This is a genomic window from Polaromonas sp. (assembly GCF_030689685.1).
Classification (GTDB): Bacteria; Pseudomonadota; Gammaproteobacteria; order Burkholderiales; family Burkholderiaceae_C; genus Polaromonas.
In genome coordinates this window covers 40,288-60,090 of the sequence record NZ_JAUYEY010000008.1, presented here as the reverse complement: position 1 = coordinate 60,090, position 19,803 = coordinate 40,288, and the positions used below count along the sequence as shown (strand labels likewise).

Genomic DNA, 19,803 nt, shown 5'->3' with positions numbered 1-19,803 from the left:
TCCAGCGCGCGCAGCGTCACGTGCCAAGCTCGATCACAACGCTGCGCCTGCTGCTGAGCGTCGCACTCGCAAGCGCCCTGGGTCATTGCCCGCATTGCCATTGGATAAGTCCGAGACTAAACTTATGACACAGTAAGATTACCAGCTTGACCTTCACGGTCGGTGGCCTTCTGAACGGAGTCAGCGAGACCATTGTGGTGGATGGGCGCACCATCGCTTTGGGGTCAAACATTGCAGGCTGGACGGCGACCAATGGCCTGACCTACACCTCCGCCGTAAGTGCTGGTACGGCCACCATCACCTTGACCGGCACCTCGCTGACGCCTGCGCTGGCACAGACTCTGGTCAATGGCATCACTTACCAAAATACCAACCGGGACAACCCGACGGCGGGCGTACGGACGTTTACCTTGACGGAAGTGCAAGACAGCGGCGGTACAGCCAACGGCGGCGTCAATACAACCGCGTTGTCAGTGGCTTCCACCGTTACGGTGGCGGTTAACAATGACGCACCGGTACTTGACCTGGATGCCAGTGCAGCGGGCATCGGATACGCAACCACTTACTCCAGAGCAGGTGGGGGTGCGGGCGGGGTTGCAGTCAAGATCGTTGATTCCGACGTGCTTATCACCGATCTGGACAGCACCAATATCACTGGCGCCACTATAGACATTGGTACGGGCTTCAATAGCAGTGGCACCGACAGCCTTGCCTTCACCACCATGGGCGCCATCACGGGTGTCTACACGGCTGGCACAGGCACGCTGGTGTTGTCCGGAACGGCAACACTTGCACAGTACCAGGCTGCATTGCGGTCGATTACCTTTGACAACACGGGCGCCACAGGCAATACAACCCGCACCATCACTTTCACGGTGACCGACGGCGCGCTGAACAGTGCTTCCGCCAGTACCACGGTGGCGTTTACAAACAGTGCCAACCCGCTTGCGATTGTTTCAAGCGCGACGGGCAACGAAGACGCTGCTTCCATCCCTATCGTTCTGAACGGCGTTGACAACACCGGGATTACACGCTTCCAGGTAGCCAGTCTTCCGACCGGAGGCCTGCTGTACACCGACGCCGGGTTGACGACGCAGGTCGTTCTGAATGCCAACATCACAGCAGTGGGCGGTAGCGTCACGCTGTATTTTGTGCCAACCGCCGACACCAATGGCAGCCGCACGTTCAACTTCAAGGCGGGTGACGCAGGTGCATTGAGTGCCAACGTTGTTGCCACGATCAACGTTACAGCCGTCAATGATGCCCCGGTTCTGGCTGACACGGCCTTGAGCTTGACCACGATGAGCCAAAACGCCGCAGCACCAACAGGCGCGGTTGGCAATCTGGTCTCTACACTGGTCGGCGGCATTACCGATGCGGCAGACGGCAGCGCAGTCAGAGGTGTAGCCATTACTGCCACCGATGCCAGCAACGGCACCTGGTTCTTCTCGACCAACAATGGCACCACCTGGCTGGCCGTCGGCGCGGTCAGCAACAGCAGCGCCTTGTTGCTGGCTTCTGATGCCAATACGCGGGTTTATTTCCAGCCTGCCACCAGTTTCAGCGGTACCGTTTCTTCTGGCTTGACTCTGCGCGCCTGGGACCAGACTTCTGGTGCGGCGGCCACCAAGGTGGATGTCAGTACCAACGGCGGCACAACGCCGTTCTCGGCAGCCACGGATACGGTGGCCGTCAGTGTTACCTTTGTCAACAGCGCGCCTACCTTGACGGCCACTGCCGTGGCGCCCACCTTCACCGAAGCTGCGGGTTCTACCCAGGCGGCTGCGGTATCGGTGTTTAGCGGCGCTGCGGTCAGTGCGGTAGAGGGTGGTCAAACTATCACTGGCATGACCTTCACCGTCACCGGCTTGCTCAATGGCGCCAACGAAACGATTGTGGTTGACGGAAGCACGATTACCCTGGGCGTCACAAGCTCTGGTACCACGGTCACCAATGGCTTGGGCTATACGGCCACGGTCACTGGCGGTACAGCCACAGTGGTGCTGACAGGCGGCATCTTGTCTGGCGCTGCGGCGCAAGCTGTGGTCGATGGCATCACTTACCAGAACACCAGCGTGGACAACCCCAGCGCTGGCAACCGCGTCTTCACACTGACACAGGTCACGGACAGTGGTGGTACTGCCAACGGCGGCGTAGACACCACCACGCTGTCGATTGCTTCAACGGTGACATTGGTGGCGGTCAACGACGCGCCCACCAACACAGTGCCGGGCGCGCTGCAGACGACCAACGAAGACACAACCAAAGCGATCACCGGTTTGTCGGTTGCCGACATAGATGCCAATGCCAGCAGCGTGACTGTGACGCTGGTGGTGACCAATGGCACACTCACCGTCAGTGGTGGTACTGCCACTATTGCTGGCAGTGGTACCGGTACTGTCACTCTGACGGGCACAGTGGCGCAAATCAATGCGACTTTGGCCGCGACGGTTAACTACGTGCCGACGGCCGATTACAACGGTGCTGCGACGCTGACCATGACCACCAATGACGGTGGCAATACGGGTGGTGGCGTGCTGACGGATGTGGATAGCGTGAATATTTCAGTGGCCGCTGTTGCCGATATCACCGACGACACGGTGGCTACAGCTGAAGATACCGCTGGCACCTTCTCAGTGCTGGCGAATGACACCTTTGCAAACACCGGAAAACTGATCACATCAGTAGGTGGCCTTGCCATCACGGCTGGCGGTGCGGCAGTGACCGTGGCCAACGGCACAGTGGCATTGAATGTCAGCGGCCAACTGGTCTTCACGCCCGCCAGCAACTTCAACGGTGCCACATCGTTTACCTACACCGTGACATCAGGTGGCGTGACTGAAACCGCTACCGCCAATGTGACGGTCAGTGCCGTCAACGACGCACCGGTCAACACCGTGCCTGGCTCGATTGCTGTGACCGAAGATGTGGCGTCGGCCATCACCGGCATCAGCATCAGCGATGTCGATGCCAGCGGCAGTACCGTCAGCGTGACGCTGGGTGTGCCCGCAGGCACGTTGGCCGCAACCACCGGCGGTGGTGTGACGGTGTCAGGCTCGGGTACTGGCAGCCTGGTGCTGTCTGGTACACAAGCGAACATCAACAGCTTTATTGCTGCCAGTGGTGTCAACTACACCACTGCGCCCAATGCAAATGGCACAGTCACCCTGACAGTTACCACCAGTGACATGGGCAACACTGGCAGCGGCGGCACCTTGACCGATGTGGACACCGTCACGCTCAACATCACCGCAGTCAATGACGCGCCGGTGCTTGACCTTGATGGCAGCGCAGGTGGCACCGGTTATGTAGCTGCCTACACTGAAAACGGCGTCGGCGTGCAGATCACCGATTCAGACCAGGTGTTGACCGACGACGCGACCAACCTGGCCAGCGCCACCGTCACCCTGACCAACTGGCAGGCCGGCGATGTGTTGGCAATTGGCTCCATTCCCGCAGGTATCAGCTACACCCTGTCTGGCCCGAACAGCAATATCCTGACGCTCACGGGTACAGCCACAGTGGCCGATTACAAAGTGGCGCTTCGTGCCATCACCTACGCCAACAGCTCTGACAACCCCAGCACCACGCCGCGCAGCATCACGGTGGTGGTGAACGACGGTCTGCTAAACAGCAACGTGGCGACGACCACCGTCAATGTGACCGCCGTGAATGATGCGCCCACTCTGGACCTGGACGGCAGCGCCTCTGGCACCGGCTTTTCGACCTACTTTGTGCGCAGTGGGCCATCGTCCACCGCGATTGCGATTGCCGACATTGACCGCGTTATCTCTGACGCGGACAGCGCCAACATGACAGGCGCCACCGTCACTCTGACCAACTGGCAGGCCAACGACGTGTTGTCGGTGGGCAGCTTGCCCGGCGGTATCTCGGCGGTGATCTCCGGAGCCAACAGCAATATTGTGACCTTGTCGGGCTCTGCCTCTGCGGCCGACTACCAGACCGCGCTCAGCGCCATCCGGTTCAACAACCTCAACGCGGCAGCTGATCTGACCGCGCGCGCTTTCACTGTCACCGTGACAGATGGTGCCTTGGTCAGCAATACGGCCAGTACGACGGTCACGATGGCGACTTCTGGTGCACCGGTGGCTTCGGCAGCCAGCGCCACCGGCAATGAAGATGCGGCCGGTGGTATTCCGGTCACGTTGACCGCAATCGATCCGAACGGGACGATCAGCACCTTCACCCTGAGCAGCCTGCCTGCCAACGGTACGCTGTATACCGATGCAGGCATGACGGTGGCCGTGACCGCCAGCACGGCTTACGCCGCCTCGGCTGACAGCTTGACTTTGTACTTCAAGCCAACCACAAATTGGGCAGGCAGCACCACCTTCAACTTCTTCGCAACCGACAATTCGAGTGCCAACAGCACGGGTGCAGTCGCCACGATCAACACCACGGCGGTGGCGGATGCGCCGACTTTGTCGGTGGGCAACTCGTTCTCCCAGGTTTTCAATACCACCTGGGAATCGGTAGGCCCCCTGACTGCAACGGCGAATGACACCAACAATGCGACGCACGCCAAAGGCACGGCAGCAATCGAAGGATGGTCACTTGCGACACCTGCAGTTGCGGATACGGTGGGCACCTCGGGCGGTACCCAGATCAGCCAGTTTTACTTCAATGCCGACGGCGATCAGATTCTCAACTCGAACAACGCCACGATGTACACAGCTGCCGGCATGCTTGGCAGCACCACGGGTGCTGATGCACAGAGCGTGTTCCTGCATCTGGACAATGCGGCCAACGGCACCGTGCCCAGCCCCAACTATCAGACACCCGCCATCACCCGGACCATCAACGTAACAGACATCACCAATATCTATCAGTTGAGTCTGAATTACGCACCCGATGCTGCGCCAACCGCCAATACCGGCTTCCAGGTGCTGGTCGATGGTGTGGTGGTTGGCACTTACACAGCGGGGACTGCAAATTCTGCGCTGGTCTGGCAAGCGGTGCGCACAGGATTCAACTTTGCGACGACGGGTATCCACACCATCACGATTCAGACCACTTCGCCAGAGACGGGCAACGGAGTGGGGGGCTACTTCGACGACATTCGCCTGGTAGAGGCTCAAGGGGCCCTGCAGGACAACTACAACTCTATCAACAACACCTATGTCAACAACATTGGCAACGTGACACGTATCGCTCTTGCGGGGGAAATCACGGCGGCTTTGGTGGACAACGATGGCTCGGAAACACTTTCTCTGCTGATCACCAATATGCCGGGCGGATCGCGCATCGTCTCCGGTGCCACCACTTACAGCCCGGTTAACGGCCAGGTAACCATTCCGTACAGTGCTCTTCCAACGGCCTTTTTGATGTTCCCTGAAGATTACTCAGGGCGTATCGATCTGGGAGTGACTGCCACATCCACCGAGGCCCTGAATGGCGCGACCGCAAGCAGTTCGCAAACGCTGACCTTCCATATCTTCCAGCAGGGTATGTCATCCGGCAATCCGCCGTTGATGGCGGTGGTGAGTGACACCACCATCGTGGAAGGTGACTATGCGATGTTTGATATCCGGCTGGGCGCACAAACTGCCAGCGATGTGACGGTTACCCTGCAAACCACCGCCGGCACGGCTACCGGTGCCGACTATGGTGCGACCTTGCAGTACTCGGTCAATGGCGGAACAACCTGGACCAACTACACCGGTAGCATGGTTGTGTCGTCGGGCAAGACCAGTGTTCTGGTGCGCACCACCACCACCGTCGATGGAAGTATCGAAGGGACCGAGAGCTTCACGCTGACGGCTACGGTCTCTTCCGGTCCGGTTATCAATTCGGTCGCCGTAGGAACGGCCACCATTCTCGACCTGGACAGTGCTCCCATTCTTCAGGTGCGCCCTGTCGGTCAGTGGACGTTTGATGAAGGTTTTGGCGTCCCTGCGCTCAACGAATACCGGGACATCATTGGCACCCTCTCAGATGCGAACACCACCAATGGCAACGCGACGCCAACCTGGATTGCTGGCCATGCGGGCACCTCTGGAACCGCCATCCAATTTGACGGCAAAGGTGCGTCGCTCTCGGTGGACCCGGTCGAGCTCGATCCCATCACCGGCTCTGCCACCATCAGCTTCTGGATCAAGACTGCCCAGAATCTGGCTACCGATGCCGCCCAGTTTGGCGGTACCGATATCGGCTGGAATCGCCCCAGCGTGATTGGCTCAGAGCAAAACGGCGCGGTCAACGATGCCCAGTGGGGCTGGCTTGACAACAACGGCCGCATGGGTTTGAACGTCGGCGACACAGCGGGCGCCAAGAGTACAACCATTATTTCCGACAACACATGGCACTTTGTCGCGATGACCCGCAATGCGACCACTGGTCAGACCCAGATGTGGGTAGACGGTGTGCTGGAGAGCACTGTCACGGCTGCTGGCCTGGCAGGAACCATCACCAACGTGTTTGGCATCGGCTTCACCAACGGCGTTTTTGGCAATTTTGACCGCCGGATAGACAACGACAAATACCTCAACGCGGGCATTGATGATCTGCGGATATACAGCAACGTATTGACCAACGAGCAGGTACGCTCCATCTGGAATACCGAAATCAATCACCATGATGTGGGCATTGCCAATGACGGCACTACCTTCCAGTTTGATGTCACGGCGCGCGCTTTTGATACGCTGACGGTGTCCGGGCTACAGACGGGTTGGGTCATCAGTGACAACGCCGGCCGCAGCGCCACCATCACGACCGGTGTGACGCAATCGGTCGACATTTCGACATGGAGCTTCACCGGCCCATTGACCGTGACGGGGGTCACGACGGCGCAATCCGCGTTGATTGACGTCACCGCCACTAAAGGTATTCATCAGGTCGACCAGCTCCTGAGTCTTGTCAGCATCTCTAATGCCTATGAAGGAACCGGCGGCAACAACACCCCTACGCTCACAGCAAATTCGGATTTTGCGTTCGGCAATGATGGTAACGACATACTGAGCGGCGGGGCAGGTGATGACCGGCTGCACGGCGGTGCCGGCGCCGATACGCTGGACGGAGGCGACGGCCGCGACCTGATTATTGGTGGCAAAGGAGCTGACATTTTGACGGGCGGCCTGGGCTCAGACATCTTCGCCTGGGAGCTGAACGATGGAGGTACCGCAGGTGCCCCCGTGACCGACACCATCACCGACTTTGGCCTGGCAGCCCGGTCTGCAGGTGGCGATGTGCTGGACTTGCGCGACCTGCTGGTCGGCGAGGCCTCTGGCACCCTGCTGGGGCAGGACAATCTGGCGAACTTCCTGCACTTCGAAAAATCCGGTGCTGATACGATTATTCACATCAGCACAACCGGCGGCTTTTCTACTGATCCGCATGCCGTGGGCGCACCGTCCAGTGTGGTCACAGGGGCAGCAGATCAGAAGATTGTTCTGAGCGGGGTCGACATGATCGGGGTCTACACGACTGACCAGCAGGTGATTCAAGACTTGCTGACCAAAGGCAAGCTCAATACAGATTGATGGGAAGCGGGCGGTTCGCGGGTACAGGCAGGCGGTCGCCGCTGCGGATACCGGCGTACTGCGCAGCATGCGCATACGACGGTTTTTTTGAGTGTTTTTGGCCGCTAGCCCTTGTTGTATATGCCTGAGCAGCTACTATTTTAATAGCAAAACAGGCGCATTCCGTCCCCTACCCGTGGCCGGGTCTACAGGTCAGCGCGCAGCCACCAAAAATGCTGCGGGCGGTAAGATCGGAATGCCTTGCCAGGGGTGCATTTGTGTCAGGTGGGGGTCGCTGGCCACGATCATTTCGGCGCTCACGGCCACGGCCAGCGCGAGAAATTTATTGTCTTTGGGGTCAGTGCAGTCTGTGACTTGCTGCGTCACCTGCGCCATGCGCAAATGTTGGCTCAGCCCTTCCACGAAAGCCTGACGGGTGGCTGCGGAAACATAGCGATCAAACTTTGGCCGCAGCAGTACGGTTTTCAGTTCTTCAAACGTAGCCGGTGACGCACACACGTCGTAGTGCAGCAGTGCCCGCTCAAGCGCCAACGCAGGTACTGACTGCGGCCGGATCGCGGCGCTGACCAACACCCCGGTGTCGATAACGATGGGTCTATCGAAGTTCATGGACCAGTTCGGTCACATCGCCATCGCTCAGGGTGGCTGCTTCAGCGCTTACGCCTTGTTCACGCACCAGCTGCTCGCGATACGCCGCATACCAGCGGCTTGCCGTTTCACGGCGGGTGCGCAAGTCGCTCAGCGCCTGCATGTCCTGGTTACAGATGACATAAGCGACCGGCCTGCCGCGCCGCGTGACTTGCACCGGTTCGCGCTGCGAACGATCAATCAGCTCGCCAAAACGGCTTTGGGCCTCTACCGAGGTGAGAGTAAGCATGTTGAACTCCATGAAATGGCCATAACAGCCGATGTAGCTATTGTGGCCTATTCGGCAAGCTGTTGTTTGTTGCACAAATTCAACATCAGTCGGTTTCCTTGACAGCAGGCCCGGCCACACCGTCAAAACCGGCAGCGTCCAGTGCGGCCAGCTCAGCACGGTCAATCACACCTTCACCGAAGACCTGTATGTCCATTTTGTGCGCGACGGACGCCAGGCCTTTGAGAAAGGTCTGATTGTCCGTGCTGTATTGCAATCCCCGGATGAAACTGGAGTCGACTTTCAGGAAGTCGAGGCCGAAGTCGTGCAAGGTATCCGAGTGGCTAAAGTGACGGCCAAATTGGGTCAGTCCGATGCGACTACCGGTTTTTTTCACATCCGCTATGAAAACCGGGAGAATGAGCGTGTGTTTCAGCACATCAGCCTCCGGCACTTCCAGCCAGAGACGAGCGGCCAGGCCTGGGGTTTTTCTGATCAATTCCAGCAGGCGCAGCCGGAAGCTGTCTTCGCGCAAGGAGGGAGCCGACAAGCTGATCGCCACACCGGGCAGGCTGGGGTTCTTATGCAACTCTTCCAGCCCCAGGTTGAGTGTGGTTAGATCAATCAATGGTGTGAGCTGGAAGTGCTCGGCCAGTTGCAGAAAGCGGTTGATGGGTTGCCATCCGTCTGCTTCGTCGAGCATCACTTCCAGCGGACATTCGCGATGCACCAGCTTTCCTGTGAAATCAAGCACCGGAAACGATGCCAGCCGTACTCGGCCTTGCTCCAGAGCCCGTCCGATCAATTGCGCAGTTTCTTCTGCGCTGCTGCTCATGTTCCCGTCGTCGATGCCACTGCTTTCCCGGATGGCGTTGGTGCCCTGTGCCTCGGCCATGGCCAGCGCGCTTGCCGCCTGTGCCAACAAGTTGGCAATGTCTTGTCCACGCTTCAGTTTTCCAATTCCGATATGAGCCACTGGCGCGGTGCCGGTGAACGGGGCGCTGGCTTCGGCCAAAGCGTGCATCAGGTCTTTGGCAGCTTCATGCGCATTGCTTGGGCTCGGCAGCAACAGCACAAAATCAGAGTCTCCTATACGTGCAGCCACACCGTGGGTTTGAATCTGCTGTTGATGCAGAACCTCTGCAATTGCTTTTAGCAGCTGGTTGGTGGCCGGCAGGCCAAGCAGTTGGTTGAGTTCGGAAAAACCTGCGAGGCGCACCAAAAGCAAGTGACCGCCCGCAGCCTCTTCGCTGTCCAGCAAGTCCAGCAATTGAACCAGAAAGAAGGTTCGATTGGGCAAACCTGTCAGCGGGTCGTAGTTGGCGGTGACTCGCAGGACTTCCAGTCGCTGCGCTTCCTCCGCGAACATGTCTTTGAGCCGACTGACGGTGCTGTTCATGGCCAAGGCAAGCTGCCTGAGCTCGGGCACGTCCGGCAGGTCTATCGACACAAAGCGGCGCTCGCTGATGGCGCTGGCCTGATTGATGACCCGTTGCAAGGGTTCTCGCAGCCGCCGCAAAATCAGTGTTCCCAAGTAGCCGCCCACGAAGCCGGAAAGCCCCAGCGCAAGCGTCAGTTGCAGGACGCTTTTCCACAAGGACTGGTACGCAAAGCGGCTGGCACTGACGACTGTCAGTGTGCCCAACTGGTTCCAGCCATTGCTGATTTGTGCCTGGCCAGGGGTGGCCCTCAGGGGCAAAGCCTTGACAAACCAGTCAGGCACAAACTGCCCATTCGCCGGTGCAACCCGCTCCACGATGGTTTTGCCAAGAGGGTCCACAACACGTATCAACTCATAGTGACCACTGTCAAACAAGGCCGAAACAGCCAGCTCGATCATTACCGCATCGGCATTTTGTTGGCTCAGCGCCAGCGCCAAAGCGGTTGCATTGTCTGTGTTTTTGGCATTGAGCTGCTCTGACAGATAACTTCGCGCATTCAGCGTGGAAGCCAGCAAGCCGCCCATCAGTGCCAGCAAGGTACTGAGAATGATTGCAAGCCACATTTGGCGGTACATCGACATGGAAAATTCCCCTCGGAACAGTTCTTTATAGCGTTTTCTAGATGAGTTCAGTCAAAACCTTCGGCGCGCGCCCGTCTCAACAGTTCCTGCCATCGCGACAGGGTGCCAGGCCCTCCCGCGCCCCGCGCGCCTGATGCCCCCTGCCAAAGCCCCTGACTGTTAAAGCTAAAAACAGGCAAGAGGTCCGGACGGCGCGAAGCAAGCTGAATACCGTTGATCAGGTTGTCGAGAATCAGGGGTTCGGCATCCCCGACGGGATAAAAGGCCAGAACCATGTGCGCCTGGGTAATGCTGCTGTTGATGCCGCCAATCCGTGCCTGCACATAGACCAAGCGCAATTTTTCGTTGGGAATGCCAAGCAGCAGAAGGGTGAAATACTTTGCGATGGCGAAGTCCTCGCAATCACCCGCCCCACGACCCAGAGTTTCCATGGGGGTCGCCCAGTAGTCGCTTTTAGCCCATACCGTGAGGTCCTCATCAAACTTGATGCGGCGGTTGAAAAAATCATTGACGAGCTTGAGTTTGGCTGGCGCTGGCTGCTCAGCCCCCTGCTTCAGCAGCTTTTGCCAATCGACGAACGCCCCCGCCGCAGGCTCACCAAAGCGCTGGGAAAGGACGTTTTGCATCCGGTCAAAGTCAAGTGCAGCGACCTGGAGTGACCCAACGATGAGCAGCAATACGAGCAGTACTACTCTGTGGAAATGCTTGAAGTGTGTCGTTTTTGCCCCAACAGCGAAATTCACCTGGATATTAATTGCACTTCCAGAAAGCGTGCGTTAACATGAAAATATCTATATAAAACAGTAACTAACCGTGTTTTGTTAACCTGATTTCGAATGATGTTTGGTCATCGATATTCCGAGTTAACAACAACGCATTGGCGTTGTCCGGAGTGGTTGCTTACCGCAGGAAACAGTGAGAGCAAGCAATGCAAGAAAAGCCAGTTGATCGCCTTGTCCTGCGAATTCCGGTGTCTCCTGGCCGGGCTAAATCTTCTTTTTTCGCCAGTGTAACGGCGAAGTGGTTGCTTGCATGAGCTGGTCTCAGCCGATCTTTCAACCAGACATGGCGGTGACCGATACGTCGCTCGTGTGCCGACCTGGCCATGACCGCCTCAAGGGGCGGTTTGGGGGGATGGCGACTTTCGTGTGGGCTGGCATGGCGGCTGGTGCTTTGACGCTGGGTTTGCCTGACTTTGCGCGTGCGCAGGACCAAAAACCGCTGACGCTCAAGGAGGCAGCGCAAAAAGCCGTTTTGAACAACCCGGAGGTGTTGGCACGCTGGCACACGCTCAAGGCGGCTGACAATGAGCGCGATGTCGGCGCGGGTGCCCTGTTGCCCCGAGTCGATCTTCTGGCCGGCGTTGGTGCTGAGCGGCGTAGTGACGCCACAGTTCGTTCGCGTTACGACAGAACCTCTTCGTCGCTGACCATCACCCAAGTGTTGTACGACGGTTTTGCCGCGCGCAACGAAATCAAGCGACTGGACCATGCCCGCCTGGTACGCCTGTTTGAGTTTTTTGACACCTCTGAAAGTGTGGCGCTGGAGGTAGGGCGTGCTTTCTACGATGTCTTGCGTTTTCGGGATCTCGTGGCTTTGGCCGAGGAGAATTTTGTCCAGCATCGCTCCGTATTCGAGCAGACGGAACGCAGGGTCAAAGCCAAGATAGCGCGTGCAGTCGATTTGGAGCAGATTGGTGCGCGTCTGGCATTGGCCGAGGCCAACCTCTTGACCGAAACCGCCAATTTGCATGATGCGTCCGCGCGCTTCCAGCGTATCGTCGGGCAAGTTCCCCCCGTCGAATTGCTTTTGCCGACACAGTTGACGCTGAATATTCCGGTTGACGCGACCAGTGCTGTGCGGGAGGCGCAACGGCGCAACGGCGCCTTGCGCGCGTCGATTGAAAACGTGCGCGCCTCTGATGCTGCGCTGGCTTCTCGGCAAGGCGCTTACCAGCCGCGTGTTGACCTGCGTTTGCGTCGCGACCGGGGAAACAACCTCAGCGGTACTACGGGGACTTCAGAGACCAATGTGGCGGAAGTGGTGATGAGCTGGAACCTCTTCAACGGCTTTAGCGACCGTGCCCGCGAGCGCCAGTTTGCCGAGCAGCTCAATATCGCGAAAGACCTGCGCGACAAGACCTGCCGCGACATCCGGCAGACCTTGTTGATCGCTTACAACGATGTTCGCAAGCTCACCGAGCAACTCATCTACATCAGTCAAAACAAAGTGTCCGTTGAGAAGGCGAGAAACGCTTACCGACTGCAATTTGACATCGGGCAGCGTACTTTGCTGGACTTGCTCGACACCGAAAACGAGCTGTATCAAGCCCGGCGCGCCGAGGCGAATGCCGAGCATGACCTGAATATTGCCTATGTCAGAACCCATGCCGGGCTGGGCACGCTGCTGAGCGCGCTGGAGCTGTCCAAAATAGAAACGGGTCCGGTTCCCGGTCTGGCGCAGTGGGACGAAGGCGAAGACGCCGCGCGGAGTTGCCCTCCCGAGCCCGTGATCGTCTATGTGGTAGACAAGGCTGCCCTGCTTGGGCGGGCCGCAGACCTGCAGAAACAGACGGCCTTGCTCAATGCGAGAGAGCGGGCCATGCAAGAGGTGATGACCCCCATTGCGCCCGCCGTATCGGGTGCAAGGCCGGCTGGCGCTGCGGCTTCAGTGACGCCCGTCGCGCCGGCCTCAACGCAGGTGACACCCAGGGTTCCAGCCGGCAGAGGGACACCGTTGGTGGCGCCGGCCCCACCCAAAGCCGTGCCCCCGCCCACCGCAGCTTCGTCATCGAACGACGTCAATTACAGCGAGCTTAGGCAGACACTGCAGAACTGGCGTGCCGCATGGATCAAACGGGATGTGGACACCTACCTTGGGTTTTATGCACCGAATTTCGTGCCTTCGACGGGCGATGGACAGGACGCCTGGAGGGAAAAACGCAAAGCGGCTTTGAGTCGTGCGGCCGATATTTCCCTTGAGATTGCCGACTTGACCGTTACTCTGACGGACGCCGCGAATGCAACGATGCTTTTCAAGCAAACCTATGGCGCAGCCAATTACCGGGACATTGTCACCAAAACCTTGCAATGGATGAAAGTGGGTGAGCGCTGGCTGATTGTTCGAGAGAGCTCTGCAGCTCCCTTGGCGGCGGGGCAGTAAGCACGCCTTGGTGCCTGAATAAAGGCACCGCGTGGTGCGTAAATCGTGACTTGGTCGCTGGCCCGAGACCAGCTATAGGCTCAGCGCAAAGTATTGCTGGCGGCCACGCGGTCGAGTTCGTCAAACACCTTGTCAAAATCCACCGGTTTGGTCCAGTAGCCGGTAAAACCGGCTTGCTCGGCAAGTATTTTGTGTTCGGGCAGGGTATCTGCCGAACACATGAAAGCCGGCGTTTCTTCGAGACCGGCAATAGCACGCATGCGCTTGAGCAGATCAATGCCGTGGGTGTCCGGCAGGCGGCCGTCCAGGACCAACACATCGGGCTGCCAGGTGCTGGCGACTTCAAAGCCCTGGGCACCGTTTTGAGCCATGCGCATCTCGACATCGTCGCGGGTTCGCATCACGTCGTCGAACAGCATCAGGTTGTACATATTGTCTTCAACATACAGCACGCGCATTTTTCGCTGGAGACCGTCTGCGGACACTTGGACCGGCGCAATGGGGCCGGGGCGGGTATCGGTGAAGTCACTGGCCTGTTCCCAGTAGACGTCCGTCGATACATGGTCAAGCACCCGGCACAGCCTGGCAGACTGGATCAGCGCGTTTTCCACGCGCTTGCGCTCGGTGACGTCCAGGCTCAGTTCGACAAACACAAGGGGCCGTCCCTGGCCGTCGACTTCAGAAAACAGCAATGAGTGAACTTCCAGCAACTCACCATCGGGCCGGATGAGGCGGTAGTCGAGCTCGATAGCGCCTGGACCCATGCGCAGTTGCTCCCGCGCCCTGATCAGCAACTCGAGATCATCCGGATAAATCAGCCCCATCGCGAAGTCCAAAGTGACCGATGCACCGACGGGACTCACGCCGAACATCTGGTAAGCGCGGGTGTTCCAGCTCAGCTCCTGTTTCGCGAGGTTGAACACCGACTGGGCAACCCCGGTGGCGTCCATCAACTGCTGCTGCATTCTGCGCTGGGCTTGTGCAAGCCCGTATTCGGGTTCAGGCGCGATCTGTCTGAAGCCAGGCACCGGCTCACTCATGGAAACATCCGGTGAAGAGAGTGCGCGCAAGAGGCGGTTGGAATAGGGTCACAGCAATCTCCAAAATGGTCTGGGTTGATGGCTGTCCGGATGATTGCCGGGGCCAGTGCTCAGTGAAATTTTATGGAATTTTCCGGTTGCGGAAACCATCTTATGCCAGAAAAGCGCCGCCGGTCGCGGAGTTTGCACGGGCCGCCAGACGCCCAATGGCTGAGGTGGTTGGGGCGATTGACCTTCGACCTTTTGTCAGTCGGGCAGAACGGCCGTGACTTCGATTTCGATGCGTGCCCGCTCCTCGACCAGGGCCGAAACTTCCACACAGGTCATGGCCGGAAAATTCTTGCCCATGACCTCCCGGTAGGCCCCACCGAGCTCTTTCAGTCGCGCGATGTACTCAACGCGGTCCACCACATACCAGGTCATGCGGACCATGTGTTCGGGCCCCGCGCCGCCGGCCTGCAGCACCGCCAGGATGTTTTGCAGCGCCTGGCGCGTCTGGGCGATGAAGTCGTCGCTTTCAAACTGCTGTTGCGCGTTCCAGCCGATCTGCCCCCCCACAAAAAGCATCGCTCCGCAGGCCATCACGCCATTGGCATAACCTTTGGGCTCGGCCCAGCCTGCCGGTTGCAGCAGTTTCATCATGGTTTGACTTCCTTTGTTGTCTCTAGATAGGGCAGCAGCGCGGCGCGCAATCCGCCCGGGATGGGCAGCACCTTGCCATTCGGTACTTCCGAACACACCACCACCGTGTTTGCGATCAATTTCAGTGCTGAGCCCATGTCCGGTGCGCGTGGCGCGCTATGAATTTCATAGTGCATGCCGATGCTGGCGTTGCCGATGCGGGTCAGGCTCAGGCGGATATCGATCTCGTCGCCATAACGGCACATACCGAGGAATTCAGTTTTCAGATCCACGATGGGCACGCCCAGCCCTGAGGCAATCAGCGCATGTTCCGGGTGGCCGATGTGCGCCAGGAAGTCTTCCTGCGTCTCGTGCAGCAGGTAAAAGTACTGCGGATAAAACACAATACCGGCGGGGTCACAGTGGTGGAACCGGATCTGCTTGCGCACCGTGAAGTTCAGGGTCTGGCTCATAGCTGGCGCAGCCTGAAACGCTGCAGCTTGCCGGTTTCCGTGCGCGGCAGGCTGACGACGAACTCCACTGCACGCGGGTACTTAAAAGGCGCCAGCGTGGCCTTGACGTGGTCCTGCAGCAGCTTGCTCATGGCTTGGTCGGGGACATGGCCGGCCTTGAGCACGACAAAGGCCTTGACCACCATGCCGCGCTCGTCATCGGGTACGCCAATCACACCGCACTCGGCGACTGCCGGGTGGTTGAGCAGCGCGTCTTCGACCTCCGGCCCGCCGACGTTGTAGCCCGAGGTGATGATCATGTCGTCGGCGCGGGCCTGGTAAAAAAAGTAGCCGTCGTCGTCCTGAACAAAGGCATCGCCGGGGTAGTTCCAGCCGTCCTTGACGTAGTTCGCCTGGCGTTCGTCGTCGAGGTAGCGGCAACCGGTGGGTCCGATGACCGCCAGCTTGCCGATGGTGCCGCGCGGCACCTCCTGGCCCGCGTCGTCCACCACCCTGGCCGTGTAGCCGGGTACGACCTTGCCGATGGCGCTGCGGCGCACGTCGGTCGGCGCGGCGGAGATGAAGATATGGAACATCTCGGTCGCGCCTATGCCGTCGGTCATCTCGATACCGGTCGCATCTTTCCAGAGCTGGCGCGTGGCGTCGGGCAGGCCCTCACCGGCACTGACGCAGGTGCGCAACGTGGGCACGCCATGCTGTTTCGCGAAGGCCGCCATCTGGCGGTAAAAAGTGGGCGCGGTGTAGCAGATGGTGGCGCCGACCTCGTTGATCAGCTTGACCATGGCTTCCGGCGTGTAGGCGATGCCGGGGAAATACACCGACGCACCCGCCCACATCGGGAAGATCAGCATGCCACCGAGGCCGAAGGTGAACGCCAGCGGCGGTGAGCCCATCACGATGTCCTCCGGGGTCGCCTTGAGCACATGGCGCGGCCAGGCTTCACAGGCGGCCAGCACGTCGCGGTGGGTATGCACCGGCGCCTTGGGTGTGCCGGTGGTGCCCGAGGTGAAGGCCATCATCGCGATGTCGTCGGCCGAGGTCCGGCACGGCGTGAACTGGCCGTCCTTCGCGGCGGCCAGCACGGCCAGCGAACCAGCCGCGTTGATGTTGAACGGCACGATATGCGCCAGCACCGGGTTCAGTACTTGTGCTGTCTGCAGCTCGGCCAGCAGGCCGGCGTCGCAAAGCGCAACCGTGGCCTGCGATTTGGTGAGGACCTCGCCAAGCTCCTTGGCGCGCAACAGCGGCATGGTAGCCACTGCCACCAGGCCGGCCTTGACGACGCCCAGCCAGGCCAGCGCCATGCCGATGGTGTTGCCACCGCGCAGCAACACGCGGTTGCCGGGCACCAGCTTCAGGTCGTCGGTCAGCACCTGGGCAATGCGTTTGACACGCGCATGCGCATCGACATAACTCAAGGTGGTCCTGTCGGAGCGCAGGAAAGGCCTTTCTGACAAACCGTTTTTCTCGACACGCTCAAACAGCACATCGACCAGATTGGCCTGCGCGTCAATCACCAGCTCAGGCAGGTCGTAGCGCATTTGCGGCCACTGGTCCGCCGGCGGCAGGCGGTCGTGCACAAAACGGTCGGTTTGTACCGAGGGAGCGGGTGGATTCATGATTGCAGCATCGCCTTGCCAATGATCAGTTGCTGGACTTCGGTCGCACCTTCGTAGATGCGCAGCGAGCGGATGTCGCGGTACAGGCTTTCAACCTTGGTGCCGACCTTCACGCCCAGGCCACCGTGCATCTGCAAAGCCATGTCGATCACGCGCTGGGCGTTTTCGGTCGCGGTCATTTTGGCCATCGCAGCCTCGGCAGTGATGCGTTTGCCAGCACCGCTGCGCTCGCCGTCATCACGCAGCCAGGCAGCGCGGTAAGTCAGCAGCGCCGCAGCATCGATCAGCGCCGCCATCTCGCCGATCTTGGCCTGCGTGAGTTGAAAGTCGGCCAGGGTCTGGCCGAACATCTTGCGCTCGCGTGAAAAACGCAGGGCTTCGAACAGGGCGCGGCGCGCCATGCCCAGCGCGGCGGCAGCAACCGAGGCCCGGAAGATGTCCAGGGTCTGCATTGCCAGCTTAAAGCCGCCATGCAACGCGCCCAGTTGCGCGTCGCCAGCGAGCTTGCAATGCGCAAACTTCAGCGTGGCCAGCGGGTGCGGCGCCATCACCGCAATGTGTTCGCTGCTGTCCAGGCCGGGGTTGCCGGCGTCGACGATGAAGGCGGTGATGCCGCGGGTGCCGGCAGCCATGTCTGTCTTGGCGAAGGTGACATAAAAGTCGGCGATGTCGCCGTTGCTGATCCAGGTCTTGCTGCCGTTGAGGGCCCAGCCGTCGCCAGATCGGTCGGCGCGGGTCGTCATGGCGCCCGCGTCCGAGCCCGCGTCAGGTTCGCTCAGCGCAAAGGCGGCGATCTTGTCACCACGCGCCACCGCTGGCAGATAGGCGGCCTGCTGCGCAGCTGTGCCGGCCAGGGTAATGGCGCCGCTGCCCAGGCCCTGCATGGCAAATGCAAAGTCGGCCAGCGGCGAGTGAAAGGCCAGGGTTTCGCGCAGGATGACCAGGGCGCGCGAGTCGAGTTTGTCCAGCGCACCACCAGCGCTACCGGGCACGCAGTAGCGCAGCCAGCCGCCGTCGCCCAGCAGCCGCACCCACTGCCTGCAGGCGCGGCGGTCGTCGCTTTCGTCCACTTGCTGCGCTGGCGCCCAGGCCGCGAGCTGGTTGCCCAGCGTGCGATGGGCATCATCGAAGAAGGGCAGGTTCAGGTGGGAGGTAGAGGCTTGCACGTCAGTCTCCCTGGAACACGGGCTTTTGCTTGTTGGAGAAAGCTTCGTAAGCGCGCTTGAAGTCCTGGGTCTGCATGCAGATGGCCTGCGCCTGCGCTTCGGCTTCAATTGCCTGGTCCAGCGTCATGGCCCATTCCTGATGCAGCATGGTTTTGGTCATGCCGTGCGCAAAGGTCGGGCCGGTGGCCAGCTCGGCGGCCAATGCCTGCGCCCTGGCGAGGACGTCGGCCGGTTCGTGCAGCGTGTTAAAAAATCCCCACTGCAGGCCTTCCTGCGCCGTCATGACACGGCCGGTGAACAGCAGCTCGGAGGCGCGGCCCTGGCCGATCAGGCGCGGCAGCAGCGCACAGGCGCCCATGTCGGCGCCGGCCAGGCCCACACGCGTGAACAGGAAGGCGGTTTTGGCCTGCGCCGTGCCCAGGCGCATGTCGGCGGCCAGGGCCATCATGGCGCCAGCGCCGGCGCAGATGCCGTCGATGGCGGCGACGACGGGTTGCGGGCACAGGCGCATGGCCTTGACCAGGTCGCCCGTCATGCGGGTGAAATCCAGCAGCTCGGGCATGCTCATTTTTGTCAGCGGGCCGATGATTTCATGCACATCGCCGCCCGAGCAGAAGTTGCCGCCGGCACCGGTCAGCACGATCACCTTGACGTCGGTGGCGCTGTTGAGTGCGCGGAACAGGTCGCGCAGTTCGGCGTAGGACTCGAAGGTCAGCGGGTTCTTGCGCTCCGGCCGGTTCAGCATCAGGGTCGCGACGCCGTCGTCAAAGCTGTAGGCGAAGTGGCGCGCTTCATACGCGGCCAGCGCATTGAACTGCGCGTGCATGGGGTTGGCGGGGAGGATGTAATGTTTCATGTGTTTTCCACTTCCTGGTTCAGGTCGGCCTGGTGTTGCTTGACCTTGCCCAGCAGCTTGTGCAGGGTCTCGATTTCGCGCGCCGACAGGCCGCCGAAGGCCTGGACTATCCAGTCCTCGTGCTGGCGCGCCATCTCGTCAAAGGTCTTGCGGCCGCGCGCCGTCAGGCGCACGCGGTAGGCGCGGCGGTCGCCTTCAACATCCACCCGCTCAACCAGGCCTTCGGCCACCAGCTGGTCGGTGATGCCGGTGACGTTGCCGCCGGTGACCATCATGCGGCGCGACAGCTCGTTCATCTTCAGGCCTTCCGGGTTGCGCTCAAGCTGCGCCATCAAATCGAAGCGCGGCAAGGTGGTGTCGAACTGCTCGCGCAACTGCCCGCGCACCTGCTTTTCGATCAATTGCGTACAGGTCAGCAGCCGCAGCCACAGGCGCAACGCCTCGGGGTGTTCGCGGTGACCGCGTGCTTCCATGTCCATGGGGTTCTC

The 19,803-nt window shown here is 60.0% G+C and carries 13 protein-coding genes; 2 read left to right on the top strand and 11 right to left on the bottom strand.

The annotated features are described in order from the left end of the window. Positions 1-146: 146 nt before the first annotated feature. Positions 147-7,499 (top strand): tandem-95 repeat protein, encoded by a 7,353-nt coding sequence (locus Q8O29_RS02650; protein WP_305560511.1) that lies wholly within the window; start codon positions 147-149, stop codon positions 7,497-7,499. 192 nt (positions 7,500-7,691) lie between these two features. On the opposite strand, the gene Q8O29_RS02645 is transcribed toward Q8O29_RS02650, so the two are convergent. The 4 genes from Q8O29_RS02645 to Q8O29_RS02630 form a co-directional block, all read right to left on the bottom strand. Further along, on the bottom strand, positions 7,692-8,108 hold the full coding sequence (locus Q8O29_RS02645; protein ID WP_305560510.1) for a putative toxin-antitoxin system toxin component, PIN family: 417 nt from the start codon (positions 8,106-8,108) through the stop codon (positions 7,692-7,694). Beyond that, entirely contained in the window at positions 8,095-8,376 is a 282-nt protein-coding gene (locus tag Q8O29_RS02640) for a type II toxin-antitoxin system Phd/YefM family antitoxin (RefSeq protein ID WP_305560509.1), read from the bottom strand. The genes Q8O29_RS02645 and Q8O29_RS02640 overlap by 14 nt, the downstream gene beginning before the upstream one ends. Positions 8,377-8,461: 85 nt before the next feature. Further along, positions 8,462-10,378 carry a LapD/MoxY N-terminal periplasmic domain-containing protein gene (locus Q8O29_RS02635; RefSeq protein ID WP_305560508.1) on the bottom strand — a complete coding sequence of 639 codons (1,917 nt, stop codon included), beginning with the start codon at positions 10,376-10,378 and terminating at the stop codon, positions 8,462-8,464. A gap of 47 nt (positions 10,379-10,425) precedes the next feature. Next, on the bottom strand, positions 10,426-11,121 hold the full coding sequence (locus Q8O29_RS02630; RefSeq protein WP_305560507.1) for a transglutaminase-like cysteine peptidase: 696 nt from the start codon (positions 11,119-11,121) through the stop codon (positions 10,426-10,428). A 391-nt stretch (positions 11,122-11,512) separates the two neighbouring features. Between Q8O29_RS02630 and Q8O29_RS02625 the strand changes: the two genes are divergently transcribed. Further along, positions 11,513-13,540 carry a TolC family outer membrane protein gene (locus Q8O29_RS02625; RefSeq protein ID WP_305560506.1) on the top strand — a complete coding sequence of 676 codons (2,028 nt, stop codon included), beginning with the start codon at positions 11,513-11,515 and terminating at the stop codon, positions 13,538-13,540. 80 nt (positions 13,541-13,620) lie between these two features. On the opposite strand, the gene Q8O29_RS02620 is transcribed toward Q8O29_RS02625, so the two are convergent. The 7 genes from Q8O29_RS02620 to Q8O29_RS02590 all read right to left on the bottom strand — a co-directional run bounded on the left by Q8O29_RS02620 (position 13,621) and on the right by Q8O29_RS02590 (position 19,794). Then, complete coding sequence (locus Q8O29_RS02620; protein ID WP_305560505.1) at positions 13,621-14,580, bottom strand: response regulator; 960 nt, start codon at positions 14,578-14,580, stop codon at positions 13,621-13,623. Between the two features lie 246 nt (positions 14,581-14,826). Further along, positions 14,827-15,222 carry a RidA family protein gene (locus Q8O29_RS02615; RefSeq protein ID WP_305560504.1) on the bottom strand — a complete coding sequence of 132 codons (396 nt, stop codon included), beginning with the start codon at positions 15,220-15,222 and terminating at the stop codon, positions 14,827-14,829. After that, on the bottom strand, positions 15,219-15,674 hold the full coding sequence (locus tag Q8O29_RS02610; protein ID WP_305560503.1) for a thioesterase family protein: 456 nt from the start codon (positions 15,672-15,674) through the stop codon (positions 15,219-15,221). The genes Q8O29_RS02615 and Q8O29_RS02610 overlap by 4 nt, the downstream gene beginning before the upstream one ends. Then, entirely contained in the window at positions 15,671-17,293 is a 1,623-nt protein-coding gene (locus Q8O29_RS02605) for an AMP-binding protein (protein WP_305560502.1), read from the bottom strand. Before Q8O29_RS02605 ends, Q8O29_RS02610 begins: the two co-directional genes overlap by 4 nt. Continuing rightward, on the bottom strand, positions 17,290-18,459 hold the full coding sequence (locus Q8O29_RS02600; RefSeq protein ID WP_305560501.1) for an acyl-CoA dehydrogenase family protein: 1,170 nt from the start codon (positions 18,457-18,459) through the stop codon (positions 17,290-17,292). Before Q8O29_RS02600 ends, Q8O29_RS02605 begins: the two co-directional genes overlap by 4 nt. A 1-nt stretch (position 18,460) precedes the next feature. Then, entirely contained in the window at positions 18,461-19,315 is an 855-nt protein-coding gene (locus Q8O29_RS02595) for an enoyl-CoA hydratase family protein (RefSeq protein WP_305560500.1), read from the bottom strand. Continuing rightward, a complete protein-coding gene (locus Q8O29_RS02590; protein WP_305560499.1) occupies positions 19,312-19,794 on the bottom strand; it encodes a MarR family winged helix-turn-helix transcriptional regulator in 483 nt (160 codons plus the stop codon). The genes Q8O29_RS02595 and Q8O29_RS02590 overlap by 4 nt, the downstream gene beginning before the upstream one ends. Positions 19,795-19,803 lie beyond the last annotated feature (9 nt).

Coding starts and splice junctions, on each gene's coding strand:
- Q8O29_RS02645 (WP_305560510.1), bottom strand. CDS start 8,108: ATGAACTTCGATAGACCCATCGTTATCGACACCGGGGTGTTGGTCAGC.
- Q8O29_RS02640 (WP_305560509.1), bottom strand. CDS start 8,376: ATGCTTACTCTCACCTCGGTAGAGGCCCAAAGCCGTTTTGGCGAGCTG.
- Q8O29_RS02635 (WP_305560508.1), bottom strand. CDS start 10,378: ATGTCGATGTACCGCCAAATGTGGCTTGCAATCATTCTCAGTACCTTG.
- Q8O29_RS02625 (WP_305560506.1), top strand. CDS start 11,513: ATGGCGACTTTCGTGTGGGCTGGCATGGCGGCTGGTGCTTTGACGCTG.
- Q8O29_RS02620 (WP_305560505.1), bottom strand. CDS start 14,580: ATGAGTGAGCCGGTGCCTGGCTTCAGACAGATCGCGCCTGAACCCGAA.
- Q8O29_RS02615 (WP_305560504.1), bottom strand. CDS start 15,222: ATGATGAAACTGCTGCAACCGGCAGGCTGGGCCGAGCCCAAAGGTTAT.
- Q8O29_RS02610 (WP_305560503.1), bottom strand. CDS start 15,674: ATGAGCCAGACCCTGAACTTCACGGTGCGCAAGCAGATCCGGTTCCAC.
- Q8O29_RS02605 (WP_305560502.1), bottom strand. CDS start 17,293: ATGAATCCACCCGCTCCCTCGGTACAAACCGACCGTTTTGTGCACGAC.
- Q8O29_RS02595 (WP_305560500.1), bottom strand. CDS start 19,315: ATGAAACATTACATCCTCCCCGCCAACCCCATGCACGCGCAGTTCAAT.
- Q8O29_RS02590 (WP_305560499.1), bottom strand. CDS start 19,794: ATGGACATGGAAGCACGCGGTCACCGCGAACACCCCGAGGCGTTGCGC.